The organism is Streptomyces sp. NPDC030143 (genome assembly GCF_055573695.1).
Genome location: NZ_JBVIAY010000023.1, coordinates 25,286 through 47,193, shown reverse-complemented (window position 1 = coordinate 47,193; position 21,908 = coordinate 25,286). Strand labels below are relative to the sequence as shown.

22 protein-coding genes are annotated in these 21,908 nt (G+C 73.7%); 6 read left to right on the top strand and 16 right to left on the bottom strand.

What is annotated here, in order from left to right; genetic code table 11:
• Window positions 1-47: 47 nt before the first annotated feature.
• Both ACZ4YY_RS30545 and ACZ4YY_RS30540 read right to left on the bottom strand, forming a co-directional pair.
• On the bottom strand, window positions 48-1,334 hold the full coding sequence (locus ACZ4YY_RS30545) for an ABC transporter substrate-binding protein (RefSeq protein ID WP_468297609.1): 1,287 nt from the start codon (window positions 1,332-1,334) through the stop codon (window positions 48-50).
• On the bottom strand, window positions 1,303-1,872 hold the full coding sequence (locus ACZ4YY_RS30540) for an MTB12 C-terminal domain-containing protein (RefSeq protein ID WP_468297606.1): 570 nt from the start codon (window positions 1,870-1,872) through the stop codon (window positions 1,303-1,305). Before ACZ4YY_RS30540 ends, ACZ4YY_RS30545 begins: the two co-directional genes overlap by 32 nt.
• Window positions 1,873-1,995: 123 nt before the next feature.
• Between ACZ4YY_RS30540 and ACZ4YY_RS30535 the strand changes: the two genes are divergently transcribed.
• Genes ACZ4YY_RS30535 through ACZ4YY_RS30525 form a run of 3 tightly spaced genes read left to right on the top strand, consistent with a single transcriptional unit; the run spans window position 1,996 to window position 5,872 of the window.
• Entirely contained in the window at window positions 1,996-2,469 is a 474-nt protein-coding gene (locus ACZ4YY_RS30535) for a hypothetical protein (RefSeq protein WP_468297603.1), read from the top strand.
• The gene (locus ACZ4YY_RS30530) at window positions 2,469-5,219 is read left to right on the top strand and encodes an ABC transporter permease subunit (protein ID WP_468297600.1); all 2,751 of its coding nucleotides are present in this window, start codon (window positions 2,469-2,471) and stop codon (window positions 5,217-5,219) included. Before ACZ4YY_RS30535 ends, ACZ4YY_RS30530 begins: the two co-directional genes overlap by 1 nt.
• Window positions 5,216-5,872: an ATP-binding cassette domain-containing protein gene (locus tag ACZ4YY_RS30525; protein WP_468297597.1), complete on the top strand. Its 657-nt coding sequence runs from the start codon at window positions 5,216-5,218 to the stop codon at window positions 5,870-5,872. Before ACZ4YY_RS30530 ends, ACZ4YY_RS30525 begins: the two co-directional genes overlap by 4 nt.
• 56 nt (window positions 5,873-5,928) lie before the next feature.
• On the opposite strand, the gene ACZ4YY_RS30520 is transcribed toward ACZ4YY_RS30525, so the two are convergent.
• Complete coding sequence (locus ACZ4YY_RS30520) at window positions 5,929-6,645, bottom strand: transglycosylase family protein (RefSeq protein WP_468297594.1); 717 nt, start codon at window positions 6,643-6,645, stop codon at window positions 5,929-5,931.
• Between the two features lie 520 nt (window positions 6,646-7,165).
• Between ACZ4YY_RS30520 and ACZ4YY_RS30515 the strand changes: the two genes are divergently transcribed.
• Both ACZ4YY_RS30515 and ACZ4YY_RS30510 read left to right on the top strand, forming a co-directional pair.
• Window positions 7,166-7,948, top strand: coding sequence for a hypothetical protein (locus ACZ4YY_RS30515; protein ID WP_468297591.1), 783 nt, complete (start codon window positions 7,166-7,168; stop codon window positions 7,946-7,948).
• A gap of 58 nt (window positions 7,949-8,006) precedes the next feature.
• Window positions 8,007-8,417, top strand: a complete 411-nt coding sequence (locus tag ACZ4YY_RS30510) for a hypothetical protein (protein ID WP_468297588.1) — start codon at window positions 8,007-8,009, stop codon at window positions 8,415-8,417.
• 77 nt (window positions 8,418-8,494) lie between these two features.
• Here ACZ4YY_RS30510 and der read toward each other — a convergent pair whose 3' ends face one another.
• The 5 genes from der to aroH form a co-directional block, all read right to left on the bottom strand.
• Complete coding sequence (gene der / locus ACZ4YY_RS30505; RefSeq protein WP_468297585.1) at window positions 8,495-9,976, bottom strand: ribosome biogenesis GTPase Der; 1,482 nt, start codon at window positions 9,974-9,976, stop codon at window positions 8,495-8,497.
• A 108-nt stretch (window positions 9,977-10,084) separates the two neighbouring features.
• On the bottom strand, window positions 10,085-10,786 hold the full coding sequence (locus tag ACZ4YY_RS30500; protein WP_468297582.1) for a lysophospholipid acyltransferase family protein: 702 nt from the start codon (window positions 10,784-10,786) through the stop codon (window positions 10,085-10,087).
• The gene (gene cmk, locus ACZ4YY_RS30495; RefSeq protein ID WP_468297579.1) at window positions 10,744-11,430 is read right to left on the bottom strand and encodes a (d)CMP kinase; all 687 of its coding nucleotides are present in this window, start codon (window positions 11,428-11,430) and stop codon (window positions 10,744-10,746) included. The genes ACZ4YY_RS30500 and cmk overlap by 43 nt, the downstream gene beginning before the upstream one ends.
• Before the next feature lie 185 nt (window positions 11,431-11,615).
• Window positions 11,616-12,701 carry a prephenate dehydrogenase gene (locus ACZ4YY_RS30490; protein WP_468297576.1) on the bottom strand — a complete coding sequence of 362 codons (1,086 nt, stop codon included), beginning with the start codon at window positions 12,699-12,701 and terminating at the stop codon, window positions 11,616-11,618.
• Window positions 12,698-13,060: a chorismate mutase gene (gene aroH, locus ACZ4YY_RS30485; RefSeq protein WP_468297573.1), complete on the bottom strand. Its 363-nt coding sequence runs from the start codon at window positions 13,058-13,060 to the stop codon at window positions 12,698-12,700. The genes ACZ4YY_RS30490 and aroH overlap by 4 nt, the downstream gene beginning before the upstream one ends.
• A gap of 166 nt (window positions 13,061-13,226) precedes the next feature.
• On the opposite strand from aroH, the gene ACZ4YY_RS30480 reads away from it, so the two are divergent.
• On the top strand, window positions 13,227-13,646 hold the full coding sequence (locus ACZ4YY_RS30480; protein WP_468297570.1) for a Rieske (2Fe-2S) protein: 420 nt from the start codon (window positions 13,227-13,229) through the stop codon (window positions 13,644-13,646).
• A 23-nt stretch (window positions 13,647-13,669) separates the two neighbouring features.
• Here the strand turns inward: ACZ4YY_RS30480 and ACZ4YY_RS30475 are convergent, their stop codons facing one another.
• The 8 genes from ACZ4YY_RS30475 to ald all read right to left on the bottom strand — a co-directional run bounded on the left by ACZ4YY_RS30475 (window position 13,670) and on the right by ald (window position 21,852).
• Window positions 13,670-14,695, bottom strand: coding sequence for an ADP-ribosylglycohydrolase family protein (locus tag ACZ4YY_RS30475; protein ID WP_468297567.1), 1,026 nt, complete (start codon window positions 14,693-14,695; stop codon window positions 13,670-13,672).
• Complete coding sequence (locus ACZ4YY_RS30470) at window positions 14,692-15,411, bottom strand: NUDIX hydrolase (protein ID WP_468297766.1); 720 nt, start codon at window positions 15,409-15,411, stop codon at window positions 14,692-14,694. The genes ACZ4YY_RS30475 and ACZ4YY_RS30470 overlap by 4 nt, the downstream gene beginning before the upstream one ends.
• Before the next feature lie 86 nt (window positions 15,412-15,497).
• Entirely contained in the window at window positions 15,498-16,589 is a 1,092-nt protein-coding gene (locus ACZ4YY_RS30465) for a pseudouridine synthase (RefSeq protein WP_468297564.1), read from the bottom strand.
• Window positions 16,589-17,254, bottom strand: coding sequence for an SMC-Scp complex subunit ScpB (gene scpB / locus ACZ4YY_RS30460; protein WP_468297560.1), 666 nt, complete (start codon window positions 17,252-17,254; stop codon window positions 16,589-16,591). The genes ACZ4YY_RS30465 and scpB overlap by 1 nt, the downstream gene beginning before the upstream one ends.
• Window positions 17,251-18,591, bottom strand: coding sequence for a segregation and condensation protein A (locus ACZ4YY_RS30455; RefSeq protein WP_468297557.1), 1,341 nt, complete (start codon window positions 18,589-18,591; stop codon window positions 17,251-17,253). Before ACZ4YY_RS30455 ends, scpB begins: the two co-directional genes overlap by 4 nt.
• Window positions 18,592-18,609: 18 nt before the next feature.
• On the bottom strand, window positions 18,610-19,206 hold the full coding sequence (locus ACZ4YY_RS30450) for a hypothetical protein (RefSeq protein WP_468297554.1): 597 nt from the start codon (window positions 19,204-19,206) through the stop codon (window positions 18,610-18,612).
• Window positions 19,191-20,327 (bottom strand): ParA family protein, encoded by a 1,137-nt coding sequence (locus ACZ4YY_RS30445; protein ID WP_468297551.1) that lies wholly within the window; start codon window positions 20,325-20,327, stop codon window positions 19,191-19,193. The genes ACZ4YY_RS30450 and ACZ4YY_RS30445 overlap by 16 nt, the downstream gene beginning before the upstream one ends.
• 400 nt (window positions 20,328-20,727) lie before the next feature.
• On the bottom strand, window positions 20,728-21,852 hold the full coding sequence (ald, locus tag ACZ4YY_RS30440; RefSeq protein ID WP_468297548.1) for an alanine dehydrogenase: 1,125 nt from the start codon (window positions 21,850-21,852) through the stop codon (window positions 20,728-20,730).
• Between the last annotated feature and the right edge of the window lie 56 nt (window positions 21,853-21,908).

Sequence of the window (21,908 nt, the reverse complement as noted above, 5' to 3'; positions counted from 1 at the left end):
TGCGGTACCGGGCCGCGCGGCCCGGGCGGGCCCAGTGCAAGGACCCCTCAGGGGGTGTAGGCGAGCTGCGGCACGTCGAAGCAGGTGTCGGTCATCTCGCCCTGGGAGACCCACCCCGCGCCGTCCCGCCAGCGGGCCACCGACAGACAGGTGCGTCGTGTCCCGGGCGGCTCCGGCAGCCGCTCGAACCGGACGGGGAGCAGCAGCCCGTCGGCGGTGTAGCCGTCGCTGCGGTTCATGAAGTCGTCGACGCACGCGCGCGTGATGCCGCTCCGCGCGCACGACGCGGCGGCCCGCGTGAACCACATCGCGGCGGCCCACCCCTCCAGCTGCCACTGCGTGTGCGTCTTCAGGTGCCCGGTCGCCTCCCGGAACTCCCGGACGGCGGGGTGGGAGGTGTCCTGGAGGTTGCGGCTCGCCCCGGTCGCCCACAGGGCGTTGCGGCAGACCGGGGAGTCCGCGTAGTCCTCGGGGACGGTGGACGTCCAGTTCTGCACGTTGGTCACCTTGGCGGTGACGCGCGCGCCGACGGCGTCCATCGCCGCGCACAGCCGGGCGTTGCCGTGGGTGTCCAGGGCGTCGAGGACGAGGTCGGCTCCCCGTTCCTTCAGGTCGGCGGCGGCGGCGCGGAAGTCGGGCAGCGCGAAGTCGACCTGCTCGGCGACGACGTCGTAGCCCTCGGCCTTCAGGCCGCGCTCGACGAGCCGGGCGTAGGCGGCGGAGGCGGCCTGGTTGTAGGAGACGACGGCGGCCGTGCGGGCGCCGTGCGCGCGCTTGAAGTAGCGGTAGACCTCGGTGCCGCCGTACAGCTCGCCGTTCCAGCCGGGGGTGCCGTCGCGGGGTGCGAGGCTGCCGTAGATGCCGTACAGGTGGGGCCAGGTGTCGTAGGCGGCCCCCAGGGGCTGGCCGCCGATGTCGGGCACGCGCGCCTGGGAGACGCGGGAGGCGCCCGCGTAGTCGAGGGCTGTGGTGGCGACCAGGGCGACGACCTCGTCCTCGTCGAGGAGGCGGTGCACACAGGTGTTGTTGCCGACGCCGCTTCCGCCGTCGTCGCACTCGCGCACCTCGATGCGGCGGCCGTCGATGCCCCCGCGTGCGTTGAGCCGGTCGAACCATGCCCTGGCGCCGTCGCGCGGGCCGGTGAAGGCGCTGCCGACCGGGCTGGTGGCGCTGGTGAGGATGCCGACGCGGATCGGCTCCCGGGTGGCCGGGGAGGCTGTCGGGGACCGCTCGAAGTCGCTCTCGGGGAGCCGGCTGCCGCAGGCGGCGCTCAACAGGAGCAGCAGCGCCGCGGCGGCGGTCTCAGCAGCCCGGAAGCGCCGGGGAGGCCGCATCGCCGCTCAGCCGGACCAGCGCGCACAGTGTCCGTACGGACACCTTCCAGGTGCCGTCCTGCTCGACGGCCGTACCGGAGGCGTCGGGCAGCGCGGTGGTGCCGTCCAGGGTGAGCGTGTACGTCACGGTCGCCTCGGCCGGACCGGTGAACTCGACCTCGCCGACCTCCGCCGCCACCTGTCCGCCGCGCCGGTCGCCGGCGAAGGCCTGGAGCAGCGGCCCCATCCGCTCGCCGTTCTCCAGGACGGCCTGCCGTTCCTCGGCCGAGGTGGCCGGGTCGAAGAACGTCTCCCAGTTGCGCCGGATCTGCTGTTCGGCCGCCGCCGGGTCGGCGGGCCCGGTCGCCGCGGTGGCCGCCGGGGCGCTCGTCGTGCGGTCCGGGGTGGGCGTGCTCGTACCGCCGCCGCCGTCGTCGGTGCAGGCCGCGAGGGCGGGGCCGAACCCGAGGACGAGGGTGGCCGTCAGTGCCGCGGCGCCCCGTCCCGCCGCCCGTGGACCGCGCGCGTGACCCCCTCTGACGTCGCTCCCGAGGACCATAGGGCTCACCACCGGGTGTCGGACCGGGCGTGCGCGCCCGGTGCTTTCAGGGTCAGCTGGCAGAGGGCATAGTGCAAGCCGCGTCGGCCGGCCTGCACGGAACACGACCTGTGGGAGCCAACGATGCGGACAGCGCGAGTGCGGACGGCGCACCCCGTCCTGTGGGCCGGCTGGGTCGCGCTGGCCGCCGGCGCGGTGCTGTGCGTCGTCGGCTGGTACGGCGTCTCCGGCGAGCGGTACGCCGAACGGCAACTGCCGTACCTGGCCTCCTGCACCGTCCCCGGCGGCGCCCTGATCGTCGCCGGGGCGGTGCTCCTCGCCCACGGCCGGGCGGACGCCGCCGCCTCGCGCGTGGAGGAGCTGTACGGGCTGCTGGTCGCCGCCGGGGAGCCGGAGGCGGACGGCGGCGACCCCGCCGCCGCGCCGGTGGCGGTCAGCGGCGAGCTGCGGACGGTGCCGGGCGGCACGCTGTGGCACCGCGCGGACTGCCCGCTGGTCGCCGGGAAGCCCGAGGCGGTCCCGGTGGACGGCGCGCTGCTCGCGAGCGGCGGCCTCGGACCGTGCCCGGTGTGCGAGCCGGACGCCGCGGACTCCTGATGTCCTCCCTCACCTACGACCTCACCCTGGCGGGCCTGGCGGTCGGCAGCGCCGCCGCCCTCACCGGGATCGGGCTGATCGTCACCTACCGGGCGACGGGGGTGCTCAACTTCGCGCACGGGGCGATCGCCATGGTGTGCGCGTATCTGCTGCGTCAGTGCGTGGTCGAGTGGGGCTGGCCGCCGTGGCCGGCGGCGGCGCTCACGCTCCTGGTGGTGGCGCCGGGGATCGGGGTGGTGCTGGAACGGTTCGTCTTCCGCCCGCTCGCGGTGCTGGGCGGTGATCCGGCGCAGACCCTCGTCGCCTCCCTCGGGGTGTTCGTGCTGCTGGTGGGCGGGGCGGCGCTGGTGTGGGGGCAGGGGGCGCGGGAGGGCGCGCCGGAACTGGTGCCGGCGGAACCGTGGGGGCAGACGGCGGTGGCGGCGGCGCTGGCTGCGGGAGTCGCCGTCGTCATACGCCGGACGCGGTTCGGGCGGGAGCTGCGGGCGGTGGTGGACGACCGCGGGCTGGCCGTGCTCAGCGGTGTGGACGCCGACCGGGTGGCCGCGACGGGCTGGGCGTTCGGCTCGTTCACCGCGGGCCTGACGGGCGTGCTGCTGGCGCCGTACGTCCGTCTGGACCCCTACGGTCTGCCGCTGCTGGTGCTGGAGGTGATGGCGGTGGCGGTGGCCGCGCGGATGCGGAACCTGACGGTGGCCGTGGTGGTGGCGCTGGGCGTCGGCGTGGCGCAGAGTCAGCTGACGCGGCTGCACCCGTCGGGCTGGACGGCGCCGCTGGTCCAGGCCCTCGCCGCGAACCTCTTCGTGGTCGCCCTGCTGGTCACCGCCCTCGTCCTGCCGGGTGTGGGGACCCGTGACGCGCTCCCGCGCCCGGTCACCGCGCGCCTCCCCGCCCCGGTGGGCGCCCGGATCGTCACCGGGGTGCTGTTCCTGCTGCCGCTGGGCTTCGCCGGCGCGGACCTGCACACCTCGATCCAGGTGCCCGCGCTGGGCGTGGTCCTGCTGTCCCTGGTGGTCGTCACCGGCCGCGGCGGCCAGATCTCCCTCGGGCAGGCGGCCTACGCGGGGCTGGGCGCGCTCTTCACGGCCCTCCTCGCGGCCGGACGCTTCCCCGCCCTGCCCCGCCTCCCCGAGCTGGCGGCGCTGGCCGTGGCGGTCCTCCTCGTCGCCCCGCTCGGCCTGGCGACCGGCTGGCCCGCGATCGGCCGCCGCGGCCTGGCGCTCGCCCTCGCGACGTTCGCGGTCGGCGTCGGGGTCAGCCGCTTCGTCTTCGTCCAGCCGTACGCCACGTCCGGGCTGTCGCCGGCCCGTCCCGCCGGCTTCGGCGGGGACCGCGCGTATTACGTCCTGGAGCTGGCCCTGCTGGCGGGCGCCCTGCTGGCGACGCGCGCCCTGCGCCGGGGCCGCACCGGCCGGGCACTGGCGGCGATGCGGGACCACGAGGCGGGCGCGTCGGCGGCGGGCGTGCCCGTCCCGTCCCTGAAGCTGCGGGTTTTCGTCGCGGGGGCGGCCCTGGCCGCCCTCGGCGGCGGCATGCTCGCCATGGGGCTGCGCGCCTTCGACGCGGGCGCCTTCGACCCCGTCCGCGGCCTGCTGTGGTTCGCGGCGCTGGTCGTCCTGGGCGCCGACGGTCCCCTGGCCGCCCTGGCCGCGGCCGCGCTGCTGGTGGGCCTCGACGCGGGCGCGCGGGGCGGAGTGGCGGCGGCGGCGATCGGACTGCTGGCGGTGACGGCGGGCCGGTGGCCCCGGACACCGCGCGGCCGGCCCCGGCCGGTGCTCACGGCGATGGGCGAACGGGCCCGGGACAGACTGCGAGCGCCCCTGCCCGAAGGGCGTGACGGCCGCCGGTCGAACCGGCCCGCACCGGCCGGCGGGGGCCTCCCCGCCGAAGAGGGCCCTGCACCATCCGACGCCCACCCCCGCCGCGGCGGTCGGTCGCCGACTCCGCGCCGGGAGCCCCGCGCCGACCGGCGCCCTCCGCCCCCCGGCCGACGGGACGTCCTGCCCGCCGTACCAGGAGGCGGAGCGGTCCGACGTCCGCCCGGCACCGCCCCTCCCGTTCTCCGCGCCCGTGGCCTGCACGCCCGCTACGGCGGCTTCACCGCGCTGGACGGGGTCGGGCTTGAGGTGCCGGCCGGGGCGGTCGGCGCCGTCGTGGGGCCCAACGGGGCGGGGAAGAGCACGTTGTTCCACTGTCTCGCCGGGACCCTGCGCCCCGCGCGGGGACAGGTCCTGCTCGACGGACGGGACGTCACCCGGCTCCCGGCGCACGCCCGTACCCGGCTCGGCGTCGCCCGCACGTTCCAGCGGCTGGCGGTCTTCCCGTCGCTGACCGTGGCGGAGAACGTCCGGGTGGGCGCCGAGCAGGGGCGTGTCGCCGATCCGGACGCCGTCGAGCGGGCGTTGGCGCTGTTCGGGCTGGACGGGCCGGTCCGGGAGCGGCCCGCCGCCGACCTGCCCACCGGCACCCTGCGCCGGGTCGAGCTGGCCCGTGCCGTCGCGGGCGGCCCGCGTGTGCTGCTGCTCGACGAGCCCGCCGCCGGTCTCGACACGGCCGAGGTGAGCGCGCTGGCCCGGATCCTGCGGGCCCTGGCCGCCGAAGGTACCGCGCTGCTCGTCGTCGAGCACGACCTCGACCTGGTCGCCGGCCTCGCCGACGTCGTGCACGTCATGGCGGCCGGCCGGATCGTCGCCTCCGGCCCGCCCGGCCGCGTCCTCGACGCCCCGACCGCCGGGGAGAGCGACCCATGACGATCGCCCTGCGGCACGCGCGCGTGCGCTACGGCCCCCTGGAGGCGCTGCACGGCGTCACCCTCGTCGCCCCGTCGCGCGCCCTGACGGTGCTGGTGGGCCGCAACGGCTCCGGGCGGACGACGGTACTGCGGGCGCTCGCCGGGACGGTGTCGCCGACCGGGGGCGCCGTGGTGTGGGACGGCGTGGACGTGACCGCGATGCCCGCGTTCGCACGGGCGCGGCGGGGGCTGCGTCTGGTTCCCGAACGGCAGGCGGTGTTCGCGTCCCTGACGGTGCGGGAGAACCTGGAGCTCACCACCGCGGACCCGTCGGCCGCCCTGGCCGCGCACCCCCGGCTGCGGGCCCTGCTCGGACGCCGCGCCGGATCCCTCTCGGGCGGTGAGCAGCGCATGCTCGCCGTGGCCGCCGTGGTGTCCGCGCCCGCGCGCGTCGTGCTCGTCGACGAACCGGCCCAGGGCATGTCACCGGCGATCGCGGGCCGCACCTACGACCTGCTCGCCTCGCTCGACGCGTGCGTGGTCGTCGCCGAGCAGCGGCTGCCGCCCGCGCTGCGCGAGCGGGCGGCCTTCGTGTACGAGTTGCGGCGCGGGACCGTCGCGTTCGCCGGCGAGGCGGGCGAGTGGACGGCCCGGGCACATGGCCGGCGCTGAACGTCCCACGGCCCCGCCCGGTCGGTGCGCCGGGCGGGGCCGTGGGAGGACTCGGCTCAGAAGGACAGCCGCAGGCCCGGCTTGATCAGGTCGGGGTCGCCGCCGATGACGGCCTGGTTGGCGGCGTAGATCCGCTGCCAGGTGGTGCCGTTGCGGGCGGCGATCTCGCTCAGCGTGTCGCCCTCGCGGACCGTGTGGTCGCCGCGGGAGGTGCCGCGGGAGTTGTGCTGCGCCGAGCGCTCGGCGGCCGGCGACGACGTGGGCTTCGCCGACTTCGCCTTCGTGGACTTCGACGACTTCTTCGACGCGGAGGAGCCCGCCGACGAGTCGGACGCGGAACCCGACCCGGTGGACGCCGAGCCTCCTCCGGAGGCGTCGGGTGCGCTGCCGGACGCCCCGGCGCGTGCCGAGCAGGTCGGCCACGCGCCCCATCCCTGGGATCGCTGGACCTTGGTGGCGACGGAGATCTGCTGTGCCCTGGTGGCCTGGTCGGCGGTGGGCGCGTAGGCCGTGCCGCCGTACGCACGCCACGTGGACGCGGAGAACTGCAGTCCGCCGTAGTAGCCGTTGCCGGTGTTGATGTGCCAGTTGCCGCCGCTCTCGCACTGGGCGATGCGGTCCCACACCCCGCTGTCCGCCGCGGCGGCGTTGCCGGTCGCGGCCAGCAGCCCGAGCGGGGCGAGGAGCGCCGCCCCGGCGAGGACCGCCGTGGTGCGCGCCCTGCCGGCGCCGGTGCGGGCGTCGAAGCGGTTGTCATCGGCACAAACGGACATGTGGATCCCTCTCTACGGACCCGGGCTCCCCCTGAGCGGGGCGGGCCGTCCGCGCGAGTACGCGGTCGACACGCTCCGCCCCGTCCGTCGGCGGTGGTGCTGCGCGAAGGTCTGGCTCTGCGCGGCCGGCGGACGTACCCGAGCGGTGCTCGTTGCACACGGCGGAGGAATGTACGGAGGCTGACGGCCCGTCATCAACCAACTGGCCGTCCGCGCAGGTCAGTTGACTGTTACCTCAAGTAACACCCAGCCTCTGCCGCACCCTTCATGCCCTGATTTCCGCATATGTCGACCGACACTCCACCCCGACCTGTGGCCGACCTCACGCGACCAACCTCCGTGACCTTCCCGTTACTTGACAAAGAGTGTCCGATTCCGCACACATCGTGACCGTCCGCGTCCGGCGTCTCGATTCCCTTCGCCGTGCAGCGTGACTCCCGCCACAGAACGCCCGTTGTCATCTTCATGAGCCGGGGAGCCACCCGGTCCCGCCACCGCACCGCATCCGAGGGAGTCACCCGTGCCGCGCATGCTCGACGTCAGCGACGAGGTACGCGCCGAGATCGGCGACGAAGAAGCCGACCGGCTGCTCATCGGAGACAACGCCCCCGGCAGTTACGACTGCACGTCCTGCCGCACACCGGGCGACTCCGAGCAGGAGCGCACCAGCACCGTCCTGTTCATCGGGGACGAGACCGCCGTCCTCGCCTTCGCCCACGCCACCTGCCTGCCCTCCCAGGTCGTCCAGGTCACCGAGGAGCAACTCCAGGGCGCGGTGCGCTCCATCAGCGGCGACACCGTCGACCTGGACCCCGAGAAGGTCGTCCCCGAGCAGGCCGTGCTCGGTGTGACCAGCGGACTCGTCCTGATCGCCGGGGAGTTGCACCCGGCCCTCGTCGTCGAGCCGACCGCCCCCATCGTGCGCCCCGGCACGATCGGCGCCGGCGACGACTTCCTGCCGCTGCTGATCGAGCAGGGCTTCATGCCGGTGACCGAACTCTCCGAGGTGCCGCCGGTGCAGCACGGCTGGTCGGTGCTGCTGGCCATGGGCCAGCTGCACGCCGTGCTCCAGCCGTCGGCCAACGGCGGCCAGCCGGTCGCCTGGTGGCAGGCGCACCAGCCGCTCCAGGTCACCGAGGGCTGGCGGGCCGCCGCCAACAAGCACCAGCAGGTGCTGATGTTCGCGGCGCCGGTCGGTTCCATCGGCCGTCAGCCGCGGGAGGACCTGTTGCGCGACGCGCTGGACAAGGCGGCGGCCAACGGCAAGCTGGTCGCCGCCGCGCTCCCGCTCGCGGGCACCTGAGCCACCGGCCCGCGCCGCGCGGCCGCATCCCTTCCCGCCCGGGGTCGTTTGGACATACGTGCACACCTACGACGCTCCCCGCCGCCAGGCCTACCCGCCGATCCCGTCCGCGCGACCGGCCCCGGAGCCGCAGGGCGGCCCATCGGCCACGCCGATCTACGACACGCTCTACGCCGAGTACGTCAGGTCGTTCCGCTCCCTGCCGGGAGACCGCAGCGGCGAGGAGGGACTGGGGTTCACCGCGTTCGGCAGCAGCCCGCACAGCACGGGGTCGTTCAGCAGCTCGTACGGCAGCTCCTACAGCGCCTACAGTGCGGGCGCGCAGAGCGCGCGGCACGGCCTCGGACAGCAGTCGCAGTGGCAGCGGGTCGGGCCGCTCGGCCAGACCGGCCAGCAGCACACGTCCTCGCACACGGGGATGCACCACGTCCCGGCGGCGCTTCCCCCGGCGCCCCGGAAGGGCTTCTGAGCCGCGGAAACACGCGACGACGGCTGGAGGGCGGCTCCCTGTGACAGGGGGCCGCCCTCCAGCCGTCGGGCCGTCGCCTACTTCTTCTTCGCGCCGCGCTTCTCGCGCACCCGCACCGAGATGTGGATCGGCGCTCCCTCGAAGCCGAACTCCTCACGCAGCCGCCGTTCGACGAAGCGCCGGTAGCTCGCCTCGATGAAGCCGGAGGCGAACAGCACGAACCGCGGCGGCTTGGTGCCCGCCTGGGTGCCGAAGAGGATGCGCGGCTGCTTGCCGCCCCGGATCGGGTGCGGATGGGCCGAGACCAGCTCGCCGAGGAAGGCGTTCAGCCGGCCCGTGGGCACGCGCGTCTCCCAGCCGGCCAGGGCCGTCTCGATCGCGGGCACCAGCTTCTCCATGTGCCGTCCGGTGCGCGCCGAGACGTTCACCCGCGGCGCCCACGCCACCTGGCGCAGCTCGGTCTCGATCTCGCGCTCCAGGTAGTAGCGGCGCTCCTCGTCGAGGGTGTCCCACTTGTTGTACGCGAGGACGAGCGCGCGGCCCGCCTCGACGGCCATGGTGATGATGCGCTGGTCCTGCACCGAGATGGTCTCGGAGGCGTCGATCAGGACGACCGCCACCTCGGCCTTCTCGACGGCGGCCGCGGTGCGCAGCGAGGCGTAGTAGTCGGCGCCCTGCTGGAGGTGGACGCGCTTGCGGATGCCGGCCGTGTCGACGAACTTCCAGGTGGTGCCGCCGAGTTCGATGAGCTCGTCGACCGGGTCGCGGGTGGTGCCCGCGAGTTCGTTGACGACGACGCGCTCCTCACCCGCCACCTTATTCAGCAGCGAGGACTTGCCGACGTTCGGGCGGCCGATGAGGGCGATGCGGCGCGGGCCGCCGACCACCGTGCCGAAGGACTGCGCGGGCGCCTCCGGCAGCGCCTCCAGGACGGCGTCGAGCATGTCGCCGGTGCCGCGGCCGTGCAGCGCGGAGACCGGGTGCGGCTCGCCCAGGCCGAGGGACCACAGGTAGGCCGCGTCGGCCTCGCCGCTGGGGCCGTCGACCTTGTTGGCGGCCAGCACCACGGGCTTGCCGGCCTTGCGCAGCAGACGGACGACGGCCTCGTCGGTGTCGGTGGCGCCGACCTTGGCGTCGACGACGAACACGACGGCGTCGGCGGCCTCGATCGCGTACTCGGCCTGCGCGGCCACGGAGGCGTCGATGCCGAGGACGTCCTGCTCCCAGCCGCCGGTGTCGACGACCTTGAAGCGACGGCCCGCCCACTCGGCCTCGTAGGTGACGCGGTCGCGGGTGACGCCCGGCTTGTCCTCGACGACCGCCTCACGACGGCCGATGATCCGGTTCACCAGGGTCGACTTGCCGACATTGGGGCGGCCGACGACGGCGAGCACCGGCAGCGGACCGTGGCCCGCCTCCTCGATCGCGCCCTCGACGTCCTCGAGGTCGAAGCCCTCTTCCGCGGCGAGCTCCATGAACTCCGCGTACTCGGCGTCGCCGAGCGCCCCGTGATCGTGCTCGAACCCGTCCGAGCCGTCGGGCTGGATGTGGTCGTTCATGAAGTCCGTACCTCGTCGTTCATTCGTGGTGATCGGTGGAACACCCGGTGTGTGCCGGCTGAACCACTACTCAGTGTCGCCCAGCGCCCGGTCGGACGCCCGGCGTTTTTACCGCGCGCCGGGCGTCCGACCGGTGAGCCGTCTGGCGTGCCCCAGGTGCGCGGAGAGCTGCTTCTGGATGCGTTCGGTCGCCTCGTCGAGCGCCTTGCGGGTGCGTCGTCCGCTGCCGTCGCCCGCCTCGAACGGGTCGCCGAAGACGACGTCGACGCGCGAGCGCAGCGGGGGCAGTCCCTTGATCAACCGCCCGCGCCGCTCGGAACTTCCCAGCACGGCGACGGGCACGATCGGCGCCCCGCTGCGCACCGCGAAGTAGGCGAGCCCGGCGCGCAGGGAGGCGAAGTCGCCCTCGCCGCGGGTGCCCTCGGGGAAGATCCCGAGGACGCCGCCGTCGTCCAGGACGCCCAGCGCGCGGGTGATCGCCGTGCGGTCGGTTGTCTCGCGGTCGACCTTGAGCTGGCCGATGCCGGTGAGGAAGGGGTCGAGCGGCCCGACGAACGCCTCCTTCTTGATCAGGAAGTGCGTCGGCCGGGGCGCCACGCCCATGACCATGGGTCCGTCGAGGACGTGGGAGTGGTTGACCGCGAGGATCACCGGTCCGCTCGCCGGGACCTTCCAGGCACCCAGCACGCGCGGCTTCCACAGCCCGTACATCAGGCCGACGCCGATGCGCCGCCCGACCTCGGCGCCCCGCTCCGAAGACTGCTCGCTCACTTTCCGGCCCGCTTCTCCTCGACGAGGGTGACGACGCACTCGATGACCTGCGCCAGCGTCAGTTCGGTGGTGTCCACCTCGACGGCGTCGTCCGCCTTGGCGAGCGGGGAGGTCTTGCGGGAGGAGTCGGCCGCGTCCCGCCTGATCAGGGCCTCGCGGGTGGCGTCGACGTCCGCGCCCTTCAGTTCACCGCTGCGGCGGGCCGCCCGGGCCTCCGCCGAGGCGGTCAGGAAGATCTTCAGGTCGGCGCCGGGCAGCACGGTCGTCCCGATGTCGCGGCCCTCGACGACGATGCCCTGCTCGGCGGAGGAGGCGAGCGAGCGCTGCAGCTCGGTGATCCGCGTCCGCACCTCCGGTACGGCGCTGACCGCGCTGACCTGGGAGGTGACCTCCTGAGTGCGGATCGGAGCGGCCACGTCCGTGCCGTCGACCGTGATCGTCGGGTTCAGCGGGTCGGTGCCGGAGACGATCTCCGGCTTGCCCGCGACGGCCGCGATCGCGGTGGGGTCCTCGATGTCGATCCCGTTGGTCACCATCCACCAGGTGATCGCCCGGTACTGGGCGCCGGTGTCGAGGTAGCTCAGGCCGAGCTGGGCCGCCACGGCCTTGGAGGTGCTCGACTTGCCCGTGCCGGAGGGGCCGTCGATGGCGACAATCACGGGCTGGGCGGCGCCGTTTTCCACGGGGGGACACCTTCCTGGTGCGAGGTGGTGGGCTGTGCGGGGCGCGAGTGTGCCCTGGACAAGGTTACTGGGTACGGGTCACTCGTCCGGCCGGGGCTGTCGGGCCGTGCTCTCGCCGCCGCGGCGGCCGAGCGGGCTCCGGGCCGCGGTGACGGCCTGCCCCGGCCGGCCCGCCGCCGGGCGTCCTACTGCCGCAGCGCCCATCCCCGCTCCCGCAGCGCGGCGCCCAGCACGGCCGCCGACTTGGGCTCGACCATGAGCTGGACCAGACCCGCCTGCTGCCCCGTCGCGTGCTCGATGCGGACGTCCTCGATGTTGACCCCGGCCCGTCCGGCGTCGGCGAAGATGCGGGCCAGCTGGCCCGGCTGGTCGTCGATGAGCACCGCCACGACCTCGTACACCCGCGGAGCGGATCCGTGCTTGCCGGGGACGCGGACCTGGCCGGCGTTGCCGCGGCGCAGGACGTCCTCGATGCCGTCGGTGCCCGTGCGGCGCTTGTCCTCGTCGGAGGACTGCAGGGCCCGCAGGGCTCGCACGGCCTCCTCCAGGTCGGCGGCGACGTCGGTGAGCAGGTCGGCGACCGGCCCCGGGTTCGCGGAGAGGATGTCGACCCACATCCGGGGGTCGGAGGCGGCGATCCGGGTCACGTCCCGGATGCCCTGCCCGCACAGCCGCACGGCGGCCTCCTCGGCGTGCTCGAGGCGGGCGGCGACCATGCTGGAGACCAGGTGGGGCATGTGGGAGACCAGCGCCACCGCCCGGTCGTGGGCGTCGGCGTCCATCACGATCGGCACGGCCCGGCAGTGCGAGACCAGCTCCAGCGCCAGGTTGAGCACCTCGGTGTCGGTGTCCCGGGTCGGTGTCAGCACCCAGGGGCGGCCCTCGAAGAGGTCGCCGGTCGCGGCCAGCGGTCCGGACTTCTCCCGGCCGGACATGGGGTGGGTGCCGAGGTAGGCCGACAGGTCGAGGCCGAGCGCCTCCAGCTCGCGGCGGGGGCCGCCCTTGACGCTGGCGACGTCGAGGTAGCCGCGGGCCACGCCGCGGCGGATGGCGTCGGCGAGGACCGCGGCCACGTGGGCCGGCGGAGCGGCGACGATCGCGACGTCGACCGGCCCGTCGGGGGCCTCGTCAGTGCCGGCGCCGAGCGCGGCCGCCGTCCGGGCCTGCTCGGGGTCGCGGTCCGCCAGGTGGACGACGACGCCCCGCCGGGCGAGGGCCAGGGCGGCGGAGGTGCCGATGAGCCCGGTTCCGATGACGAGTGCGGTCCTCACTGGGCGATGTCCTTGCGCAGGGCGGCGGCGGCGCCGAGGTAGACGTGGTGGAGGTCGGCGCGGGCCCGGTCGGACTCGATGTGCGCGAGGACCCGCACGACCCGCGGCATGGCGCCCCTGATGTCGAGCTCCTGGGCGCAGATCAGCGGCACGTCGACGATGCCGAGCTTGCGGGCGGCGGCCGCCGGGAAGTCGCTGTGCAGGTCGGGCGTGGCCGTGAACCAGATGCTGATCAGGTCGTCGGCGCTGAGGGAGTTCCGCTCCATGATGGCGGTGAGCAGGGCCCCGACCTGCTCGTCCATGTGCCCGGACTCGTCCCTCTCCAGCTGGACGGCCCCCCGGACCGCTCGTACCGCCACGGTGCTGCTCCTCGGTGATGTGCTGATGAAAACGGCTCTGGCCCATCCAGCGTAGTCAGCCCGCCGGGGACGGGTGCCGGTCGCCCGCCCGCTGAGACGGCACCCTTTTTGCGGCACTTCTCCGTGTTGCTTCCCGTTCGCCGCCTTCGCTGACAGGATGACGCGCATGACCCTTTCCGCATCACGCCGTACGGTTCTCCTCGCCACGGGCGCGGCGGGCGCCGCGGCGCTCGTCACGGGCTGCGGCGGCTCGGACGGCGGCGGTACGTCGGACGCCTCCCCCACGGACGCCACCGGTGGCCGGGAACTGGCGAAGACGGCCGACATCCCGGTCGGCGGCGGCAGGATCTTCCCGGACGAGAAGGTCGTGGTCACCCAGCCGACCCCGGGCGAGTTCAAGGCCTTCTCCGCGATCTGCACCCACCAGTCCTGCACGGTGGCCGCCGTCGCCGACGGCACCATCAACTGCCCGTGCCACCGCAGCAGCTTCCGGATCGCCGACGGCTCGGTGACGGGCGGCCCGGCGACCAGACCACTGCCGGCGGAGCGGATCACGGTGGAGGGCGGCTCCATCAGGCTGGCCTGACCGGGCGGCCCGGGCGGGAGCGGTCACTGGTCCCAGAGCGCCCCGAGCGTCACCAGCTCGCCCCGGTACTCGATCCGGTCCGCCCAGTCCGTCGGCCACGCGTCGGCGCCGGCGTACGCGCCCGCGAAGGCACCGGCGAGACAGGCGATGGAGTCGGAGTCGCCGGCGGAGCAGGCCGCCCGGCGCAGCGCGGTCACCGGCTCGTCGGGGAAGAGCAGGAAGCACAGCAGCCCGGAGGCCATCGCCTCCTCGGCGATCCACCCCTCACCCGTGGCCAGGCACGGGTCGGTCTCCGGCGAGGGGGTGCGCAGGGCCGCGGCGAGCCGCTCCAGGGCCACCAGGCAGTCGTCCCAGCCGCGTGCGATGAAGTGCTCCGGGGTGGGGTCCTGGGAGCGGGTCCACAGGTCGCCGAGCCAGCGCTCGTGGTACCGGTCGCGGTTGTCCAGGGCGTACGAGCGCAGCAGCCCGACCAGGCCCGTCGGTTCGGCGCCCTGCGCGAGCAGCCGTACGGCGTGGGCGGTGAGGTCGGAGGCGGCGAGCGCCGTGGGGTGTCCGTGGGTCAGGGCGGACTGGAGCTGGGCGGCGCCGGCCCGCTGTTCGTCGCTGAGGCCGGGTGCGAGCCCGAGGGGGGCGACGCGCATGTTGGCACCGCAGCCCTTGGATTCGATCCGGCTCGCCTCCTGCCAGCGGCGCGCGTCGTCCGTGAGCAGTCCGCAGGCGGTCAGGCAGGTGTGGCCGGGGGCCCGGTTGTTGTCCGGCGACCGGTACCAGGCGACGAACTCCTCGCGCAGCGGCTGCTCCAGCCCCGCCGGGACGAGCGGCCCCCGGTCCGTGGCGGTGCGCAGGGCGCGCCCCACGGCCAGGGTCATCTGGGTGTCGTCGGAGACGAGCGCCCGCTGCGGCAGCCGCATCTCCCGCCAGGGCCCGTACGTGGCGAGGATCGACGGGACGTCGTTGAACTCGGTGGGGTAACCGAGCGCGTCCCCCAGCGCGAGACCCACGAGGGCCCCGGTGGCGGCGCGCTTCCTGACGGTGGTGGGGGCGGTCATGCGGGACGTCCTTCCCGGGGCGGTCGCAGCAGGGGCGGATGGAGGGCGGTGGCGGTGCCCGCGCGGTAGAGGGCGGCCGGTTTGCCCCGGCCGCCGGTCAGCCGCGCGCCGCCGGGGACGGGCTCGACGAACCCCGGGGTGGCGAGCACCTTGCGGCGGAAGTTGGGGCGGTCCAGGCCGGTGCCCCATACCGTCTCGTAGACGTGCTGGAGCTCACCGAGGGTGAACTCGGGCGGGCAGAAGGCCGTGGCGAGGCAGGTGTACTCGAGCTTGGCGCCGACCCGTTCGTGGGCGTCGGCCAGGATCCGGTCGTGGTCGAAGGCGAGCAGCCGGACGTCGTCGTACGGCAGCCAGCGGGCCCGGGCCGCGTCACCGCCGCCGCGCGGCTCGGGTGCGTCGGGCAGCAGCGCGGCGAAGGCGACGGACACGACCCGCATCCGGGGGTCGCGGTCGGGTTCGCTGTAGGTGCGCAGTTGTTCCAGGTGCAGCCCGGAGACGTCCTCGAGACCGGTCTCCTCGGCGAGTTCACGCCGGGCGGCGGTCTCCGCGGACTCGTCGGGCAGCAGGAAACCGCCGGGCAGCGCCCACCGGCCGGCGTGGGGCTCCTGGCCGCGTTCGACGAGCAGGACGTGCAGGGCGCCCGCGCGCAGGGTGAACACGGCGAGGTCGACGGTGACCGCGAAGGGCTCGAAGGCGTACTTGTCGTAGCCCTGCACGACCCGCACCCCCTTTTATAGTCGCAGTGACTATAAAAGGGGGTGCGGGTGCGTCACAAGTCCCGGGCGCGCCGGGGGCGGGTCCTCTAGAGGTCCACTTCCTTCATGAGCATCCCGACCTCGGTGTTCGACAGCCGCCGCAGCCAGCCCGACTTCTGGTCGCCCAGGGTGATCGGGCCGAAGCCGGTGCGCACCAGCTTGTCGACCGGGAAGCCGGCCTCGGCGAGCATGCGGCGCACGATGTGCTTGCGGCCCTCGTGCAGGGTGACCTCGACGAGGTAGTTCTTGCCGGTCTGCTCGACGACCCGGAAGTGGTCCGCGCGCGCGTAGCCGTCCTCGAGCGGGATGCCGTCCTTCAGCCGCTTGCCGAGGTCACGCGGGATCGGGCCGACGATGTGCGCGAGGTAGGTCTTCCTCACGCCGTACCGGGGGTGGGTCAGCCGGTGCGCCAGCTCGCCGTGGTTGGTGAGCAGGATGACGCCCTCGGTCTCGGTGTCCAGCCGCCCGACGTGGAAGAGCCGCGTCTCCCGGTTGGTGACGTAGTCACCGAGGCACTGCCGTCCCTCGGAGTCCTCCATCGTCGACACCACACCGGCGGGCTTGTTCAGCGAGAAGAACTGGTACGACTGGGTCGCGACCGTCAGGCCGTCCACCCGGACCTCGTCCTTCTTCGGGTCGACCCGCTTGCCCTGCTCGGTGACGATCTCGCCGTTCACCTCGACCCGCGCCTGCTCGATCAGCTCCTCGCAGGCGCGCCGCGAGCCGTAGCCCGCGCGCGCGAGGATCTTCTGCAGCCGCTCGCCCTCCTGCTCGGCGCCCGGGAAGGTCTTGGGGAGCTTGATCTCCTTCTTCCCCGCGTACCGCTCGCGGTTGCGCTCCTCGACCCGCGTCTCGTACTCGCGCGAGCGCGACGGGGCCGTACGGCCGCCGCCTCCACGGCCCGGCTGGGACTGCTTCTGGGACTGCTTCGGCCCGCCCTTGGCGCCGCCGCGGGCGGTGCCGCCGCGGCCGGACTTGGGGCCCTCCTGGGAGGCGCCGGGGCCCACATCGTAGCGGCGCTCCTCGGGGCGGGGCTTGCGGGGCCGACCCTGGCCCTGCTTCTGGTCCCTGTTGTTGCCGGCCCCGCGGTGGTTACCGCGCCCGCCGCTCTTGCCGCTACCGCTGCCGCTGCTTCGCATCAAAGTTCCGTCGTCGTCGTGTTCGTCGTGGGACCGTCGTCCGGATCCGGGGCGTCCGGATCGAACGACGGTACGCCTTCCTGGGTCTCGGCCTCGATCGCCTCCGCCTCCGGCAGGAAGGGCGCGAGCTCCGGGAGCTCGTCCAGACCGCGCAGGCCCATCCGCTCCAGGAAGTAGTTCGTCGTCCTGTACAGGATCGCACCTGTTTCGGGTTCCGTGCCCGCCTCCTCGACCAGACCGCGCTGGAGGAGGGTGCGCATCACGCCGTCGCAGTTCACTCCGCGCACCGCGGAGACCCGGCTGCGGCTGACCGGTTGGCGGTAGGCGACCACGGCGAGCGTCTCCAGCGCGGCCTGGGTCAGCCGCGCCTGCTGGCCGTCGAGCACGAAGCGTTCGACGGCGGGGGCGAAGGCGCCCCGGGTGTAGAACCGCCAGCCGCCCGCGACGAACCGCAGCTCGAAGCCGCGGCCCTGCACGGTGTACTCGTCGGCCAGTTCGCGCAGGGCGTCGGCGACGTGCCGGCGCGGCCGCTCCACGATCCTCGCGAGGTGCTCCTCGGTCGCGGGCTCGTCCACGACCATCAGGACGGCCTCCAGGGCCGGCTTGAGGTCGAGGTCGGCGACGGCCCGCGGCCCGGCCGCGTCCCCGCTCGTGTCCTCGCTCACGGCTTCCTCTCCTCCTTCGGCTCCTCGGGCGGCCGGTCGAACTCGTCGGTCACCCGCGGCGTCTCGTCCCCGTCCCCTCCGGTCCAGCGCACCGTCAGCTCCCCGAGGGCGGCCTCCTGGTCCAGGGCGACGGCCTTCTCCCGGTACAGCTCCAGCAGCGCCAGGAACCGCGCCACGACGGTGAGGGTGTCGTCGGTGTCCTCCACCAGCACCCGGAAGCTGGCCTCCCCGAGCTCCCGCAGCCGTGCGACGACGATCCCGGCCTGCTCCTGCACGGAGACGAGCGGCGCGTGGATGTGGTCGACGTACACCTGCGGCTTGGGCTTCGGCTGCATCGCCTTGACCGCGAGCCGGGCGAACCCCTCGGCGCCGATGCTGATGACGACCTCGGGCAGCAGCTCGGCGTGGTGCGGCTCCAGACCGACGGTACGGGGGTAGCGGCGGGCCTCCTCGTCGAGCCTGCCGGTGAAGATGTCGGCGATCTGCTTGTACGCGCGGTACTGGAGCAGACGCGCGAAGAGCAGGTCGCGGGCCTCGAGCAGCGCCAGGTCCGCCTCGTCCTCGACCTCGGCGGCGGGCAGCAGCCGGGCCGCCTTCAGGTCGAGCAGCGTCGCCGCCACGACGAGGAACTCGGTCGTCTGGTCCAGGTCCCAGTCCGGCCCCATGGCCCGGATGTGCGCCATGAACTCGTCGGTGACCTTGGACAGCGCGACCTCGGTGACGTCCAGCCTGTGCCTGGAGATCAGCTGGAGCAGCAGGTCGAAGGGCCCCTCGAAGTTGGCGAGCCGCACCGTGAAGACACCGTCGGGCACATCCCGGGACTCCGCACCGGGCGGCTCCCCCGCACGAGCGCCCTCGGGTGCGGCCTGCGTGTCCGGGGCGGCCGTGAAGGCGGACGGGGGCCCGCCCGCGGAGGCGGCCGTGCGTGCGGCGACCGGCTCCGCCTCCGGTCCGGCCTCGGGCGCGGCGACGGACCGCGCCGCCGGTGCGGCCTCGGGCACGGGCTCAGGCTCCACCGCGGGGCCCCGAGGCGCGACGCCGGTCCGCACCGTCCGTGCGACCCCCGACGCGGCTTCGGGGGCGGCCTCGGGCTCCGCCTCGGGCAGGGTCACCGGTTCCACCGCCGCCGCGACCGCGGCTGCCGCTCGGGACTCGGCCTCTGGTTCCGTCGCCGACGCGACGTCGGACGCGCCCTCGGGCTCGGCCTCCGGCGCGACCCCGGCGACCGTCTCGGCCGGTCCGGGCCGCGTCGTTCCGGGGCCCCGCCCCAGCGCGCGCCGGCGACCGGCTGCGGAGCCGGAGCCGCGGGCGGGGACGGGAGCGTCGTTCGAGGTCATGGCCCCCGCAGGCTACCGCTACCGCCCGCGCAGCCGTCGTACCAGGATGCTGGCGTCCCCGCGGGCCTCCAGGTCGGCCAGGACGACCGCGACCGCCTCACGGACGATACGGCCCCGGTCGACGGCCAGTCCGTGCTCGCCGCGGAGCACCAGACGGGCATGCTCCAGGTCCATCAGTTCCTCGGCGGACACGTACACCGTGATCTTCTCGTCGTGCCGCTCCCGGCCGCTGGGCCGCCGCGCCGACGACCGCCCGCGCTTGCGGGGCGCGGCGGCGGCGCCGGCCGCGGGGGCGGGGGCGGCAGAACCTTCCTGCGGGCCCTGACGCCGTGGGCCGCGCTCCGCGCCGGCGGCCCGGCTGCGGGACTCCCCTGCGTCGGCCTGCTCCGCGTCGGCCGCCACGTGCTCGGCGCCCTCGCCGTCACCGCCCTGCGCGGGCACGGCCTGCGGCGCGTCCTCGGCCGTACCGGCCGCCACCGCGTCGCTCTCGCCCGCCGGCGCGGGCACCCGGGCCTCGCCGCCTGCGGGGCGCCGGGGTGCGGACGGCTGGAGCGCCGTTCCCCCTGTCGTGCGGAAGAGTTCGTCGGCCCCCGGCAGACTCACTCGGCGTGACACCGGGCGAGCACCTCCCTGGCGAGCTGACGGTAGGCGGCGGCGCCGACGGAGTTGGAGGCGTACGTGGTGATCGGCTCACCGGCGACCGTGGTCTCCGGGAAGCGCACCGTGCGTCCGATGACCGTGTGGTAGACGTGATCGTCGAACGCCTCGACGACCCGCGCGAGCACCTCGCGGCTGTGCACGGTGCGCGAGTCGTACATGGTCGCGAGGATCCCGTCGAGCTCCAGCTCCGGGTTGAGGCGCTCCTGGACCTTCTCGATGGTCTCGGTCAGCAGCGCCACACCGCGCAGGGCGAAGAACTCGCACTCCAGCGGGACGATCACCTTGTGCGCGGCCGTCAGCGCGTTGACCGTGAGCAGACCGAGCGAGGGCTGACAGTCGATGACGATGTAGTCGTAGTCGTCCATCAGCGGCTTGAGCGCGCGCTGGAGCGTCGACTCGCGGGCGACCTCGGAGACCAGCTGGACCTCGGCGGCGGACAGGTCGATGTTGCTGGGCAGCAGGTCCATGTTGGGGACCGCCGTCTTCAGGAGCACCTCGTCCGCCGACATGCCCCGCTCCATGAGCAGGTTGTAGACCGTGAGGTCGAGCTCCATCGGGTTGACGCCGAGTCCGACCGACAGCGCGCCCTGCGGGTCGAAGTCCACGAGCAACACCCGGCGTCCGTACTCCGCGAGCGCGGCACCCAGGTTGATGGTCGACGTCGTCTTGCCCACGCCGCCCTTCTGGTTGCACATCGCGATGATCGTCGCGGGACCGTGGTTCGTGAGCGGTCCCGGGATCGGGAAGTACGGCAGCGGGCGACCGGTCGGGCCGATGCGCTCGCGCCGCTGGCGAGCGGCGTCGGGCGCGAGGGTGGCCGCGTACTCGGGGTCGGGCTCGTACTCGGCGTCGGGGTCGTAGAAGTGCCCGTCGGGCAGTTCGTCGTAGTCGGCGAAGTGGTCGTGGGGCGCGCCACTTCCGTCGCCGGCCATGGCGTTCACGTGATGGCCATCCATGCTCTGGTGTGCTGACAGAGCCGTGTGGGGGCTTCTCAGGCTCTGGTGGGCTGCGAAGGTTCGGACAGCGACGGAGCCGACAGCCTCGAGCCCCGTGGGGCCCGGGCCCCGCGTAGGCATTCCTGGTTGACCACCCCCGGGAGAAAATGTCGACTCATTCACAAGTCGTCTTACCTCCTTGGTGACCAGGAAACTTCTAGACAAGGTCAGCGTGGCACCATGCCGACGGTTGGCGACTCTATGGCGTGTCGGGCGTCCGCAGCAACACAATCCGCCGGACCCGGCCCGATGTGTCGGCAATGAAACATCCCTCTGTCAAGGGCGTACGGCCGTCGCACGGCAGGTTTCGCGGGTGTGCGAATCGGTCGAAGGGTTACGTTCGAGGCGAGTTGAACGAGAGCCGCAAAGTGACCATACACACATCCGGCCGGACCTCGTCGGGCAAGGTCCGGCCGGTTGTGCGCGGTTGACGCGTCATGTTGACGTATCGCCTTTACGAAAAGGTGACTTGCCGTGCGGCTCAGTCGAGGAGCGAGTCGAGCTCCACGTGCTCCAGACCGTGCGCCTCGGCGACCTCGCGGTAAACGACCTTGCCGTCATGGGTGTTGAGGCCCCTGGCCAGCGCGGCGTCACGGCGCAGGGCCTCGGCCCAGCCCCGGTTCGCGAGCTCGACGATGTACGGCAGCGTCGCGTTGGTGAGCGCGTAGGTGGAGGTGTTGGGCACCGCGCCCGGCATGTTGGCGACGCAGTAGAAGACCGACTCGTGGACCGGGAAGGTCGGCTCGGCGTGGGTGGTGGGCCGGGAGTCCTCGAAGCAGCCGCCCTGGTCGATCGCGATGTCGACAAGGACACTTCCCGGCTTCATCCGGGAGACCAGCTCGTTGGTGACCAGCTTGGGGGCCTTGGCCCCCGGGACGAGGACGGCGCCGATGACGAGGTCGGCCTCGAGGCAGGCCTTCTCCAGCTCGAAGGCGTTGGAGACGACGGTCTGGATCTTCGTGCCGAAGATCTTGTCCGCCTCCTTGAGCTTGTTGATGTCCTTGTCGAGCAGGGTCACGTGGAAGCCCATGCCGATGGCGATCTGCGCGGCGTTCCAGCCGGAGACGCCACCGCCGATGACGACGGCCTTGCCGGCCGGCACACCCGGGACACCGCCGGGCAGCACGCCGCGACCGCCGCCCGCGCGCATCAGGTGGTAGGCGCCGACCTGCGGAGCCAGCCGGCCCGCCACCTCGGACATGGGGGCGAGCAGCGGCAGCGCGCGGCTCGGCAGCTCGACCGTCTCGTAGGCGATCGCGGTGGTGCCGGACTCCAGGAGGGCGTCGGTGCACTCCCTGGAGGCGGCCAGGTGCAGGTAGGTGAAGAGCGTCTGGTCCTTGCGGAGGCGGTGGTACTCCTCCGCGACGGGTTCCTTGACCTTCAGCAGCAGGTCGGCGGAGGCCCACACCTCGTCGGCCGTCTGAAGGATCTGCGCGCCGGCGGTCACGTACTCCGCGTCCGGGATCGACGAGCCGACTCCGGCGCCCTGCTCGATGACCACCTGGTGGCCGTGGCGCACCAGCTCGTGCACACCGGCGGGGGTGATGGCCACCCGGAACTCGTTGTTCTTGACCTCGCGGGGGATGCCGACCTTCACGTCGATCACGGTCCTTGGCTCAGAGGGTATGGGGCATTACATGACATACCCGGAAGTAAGGGACA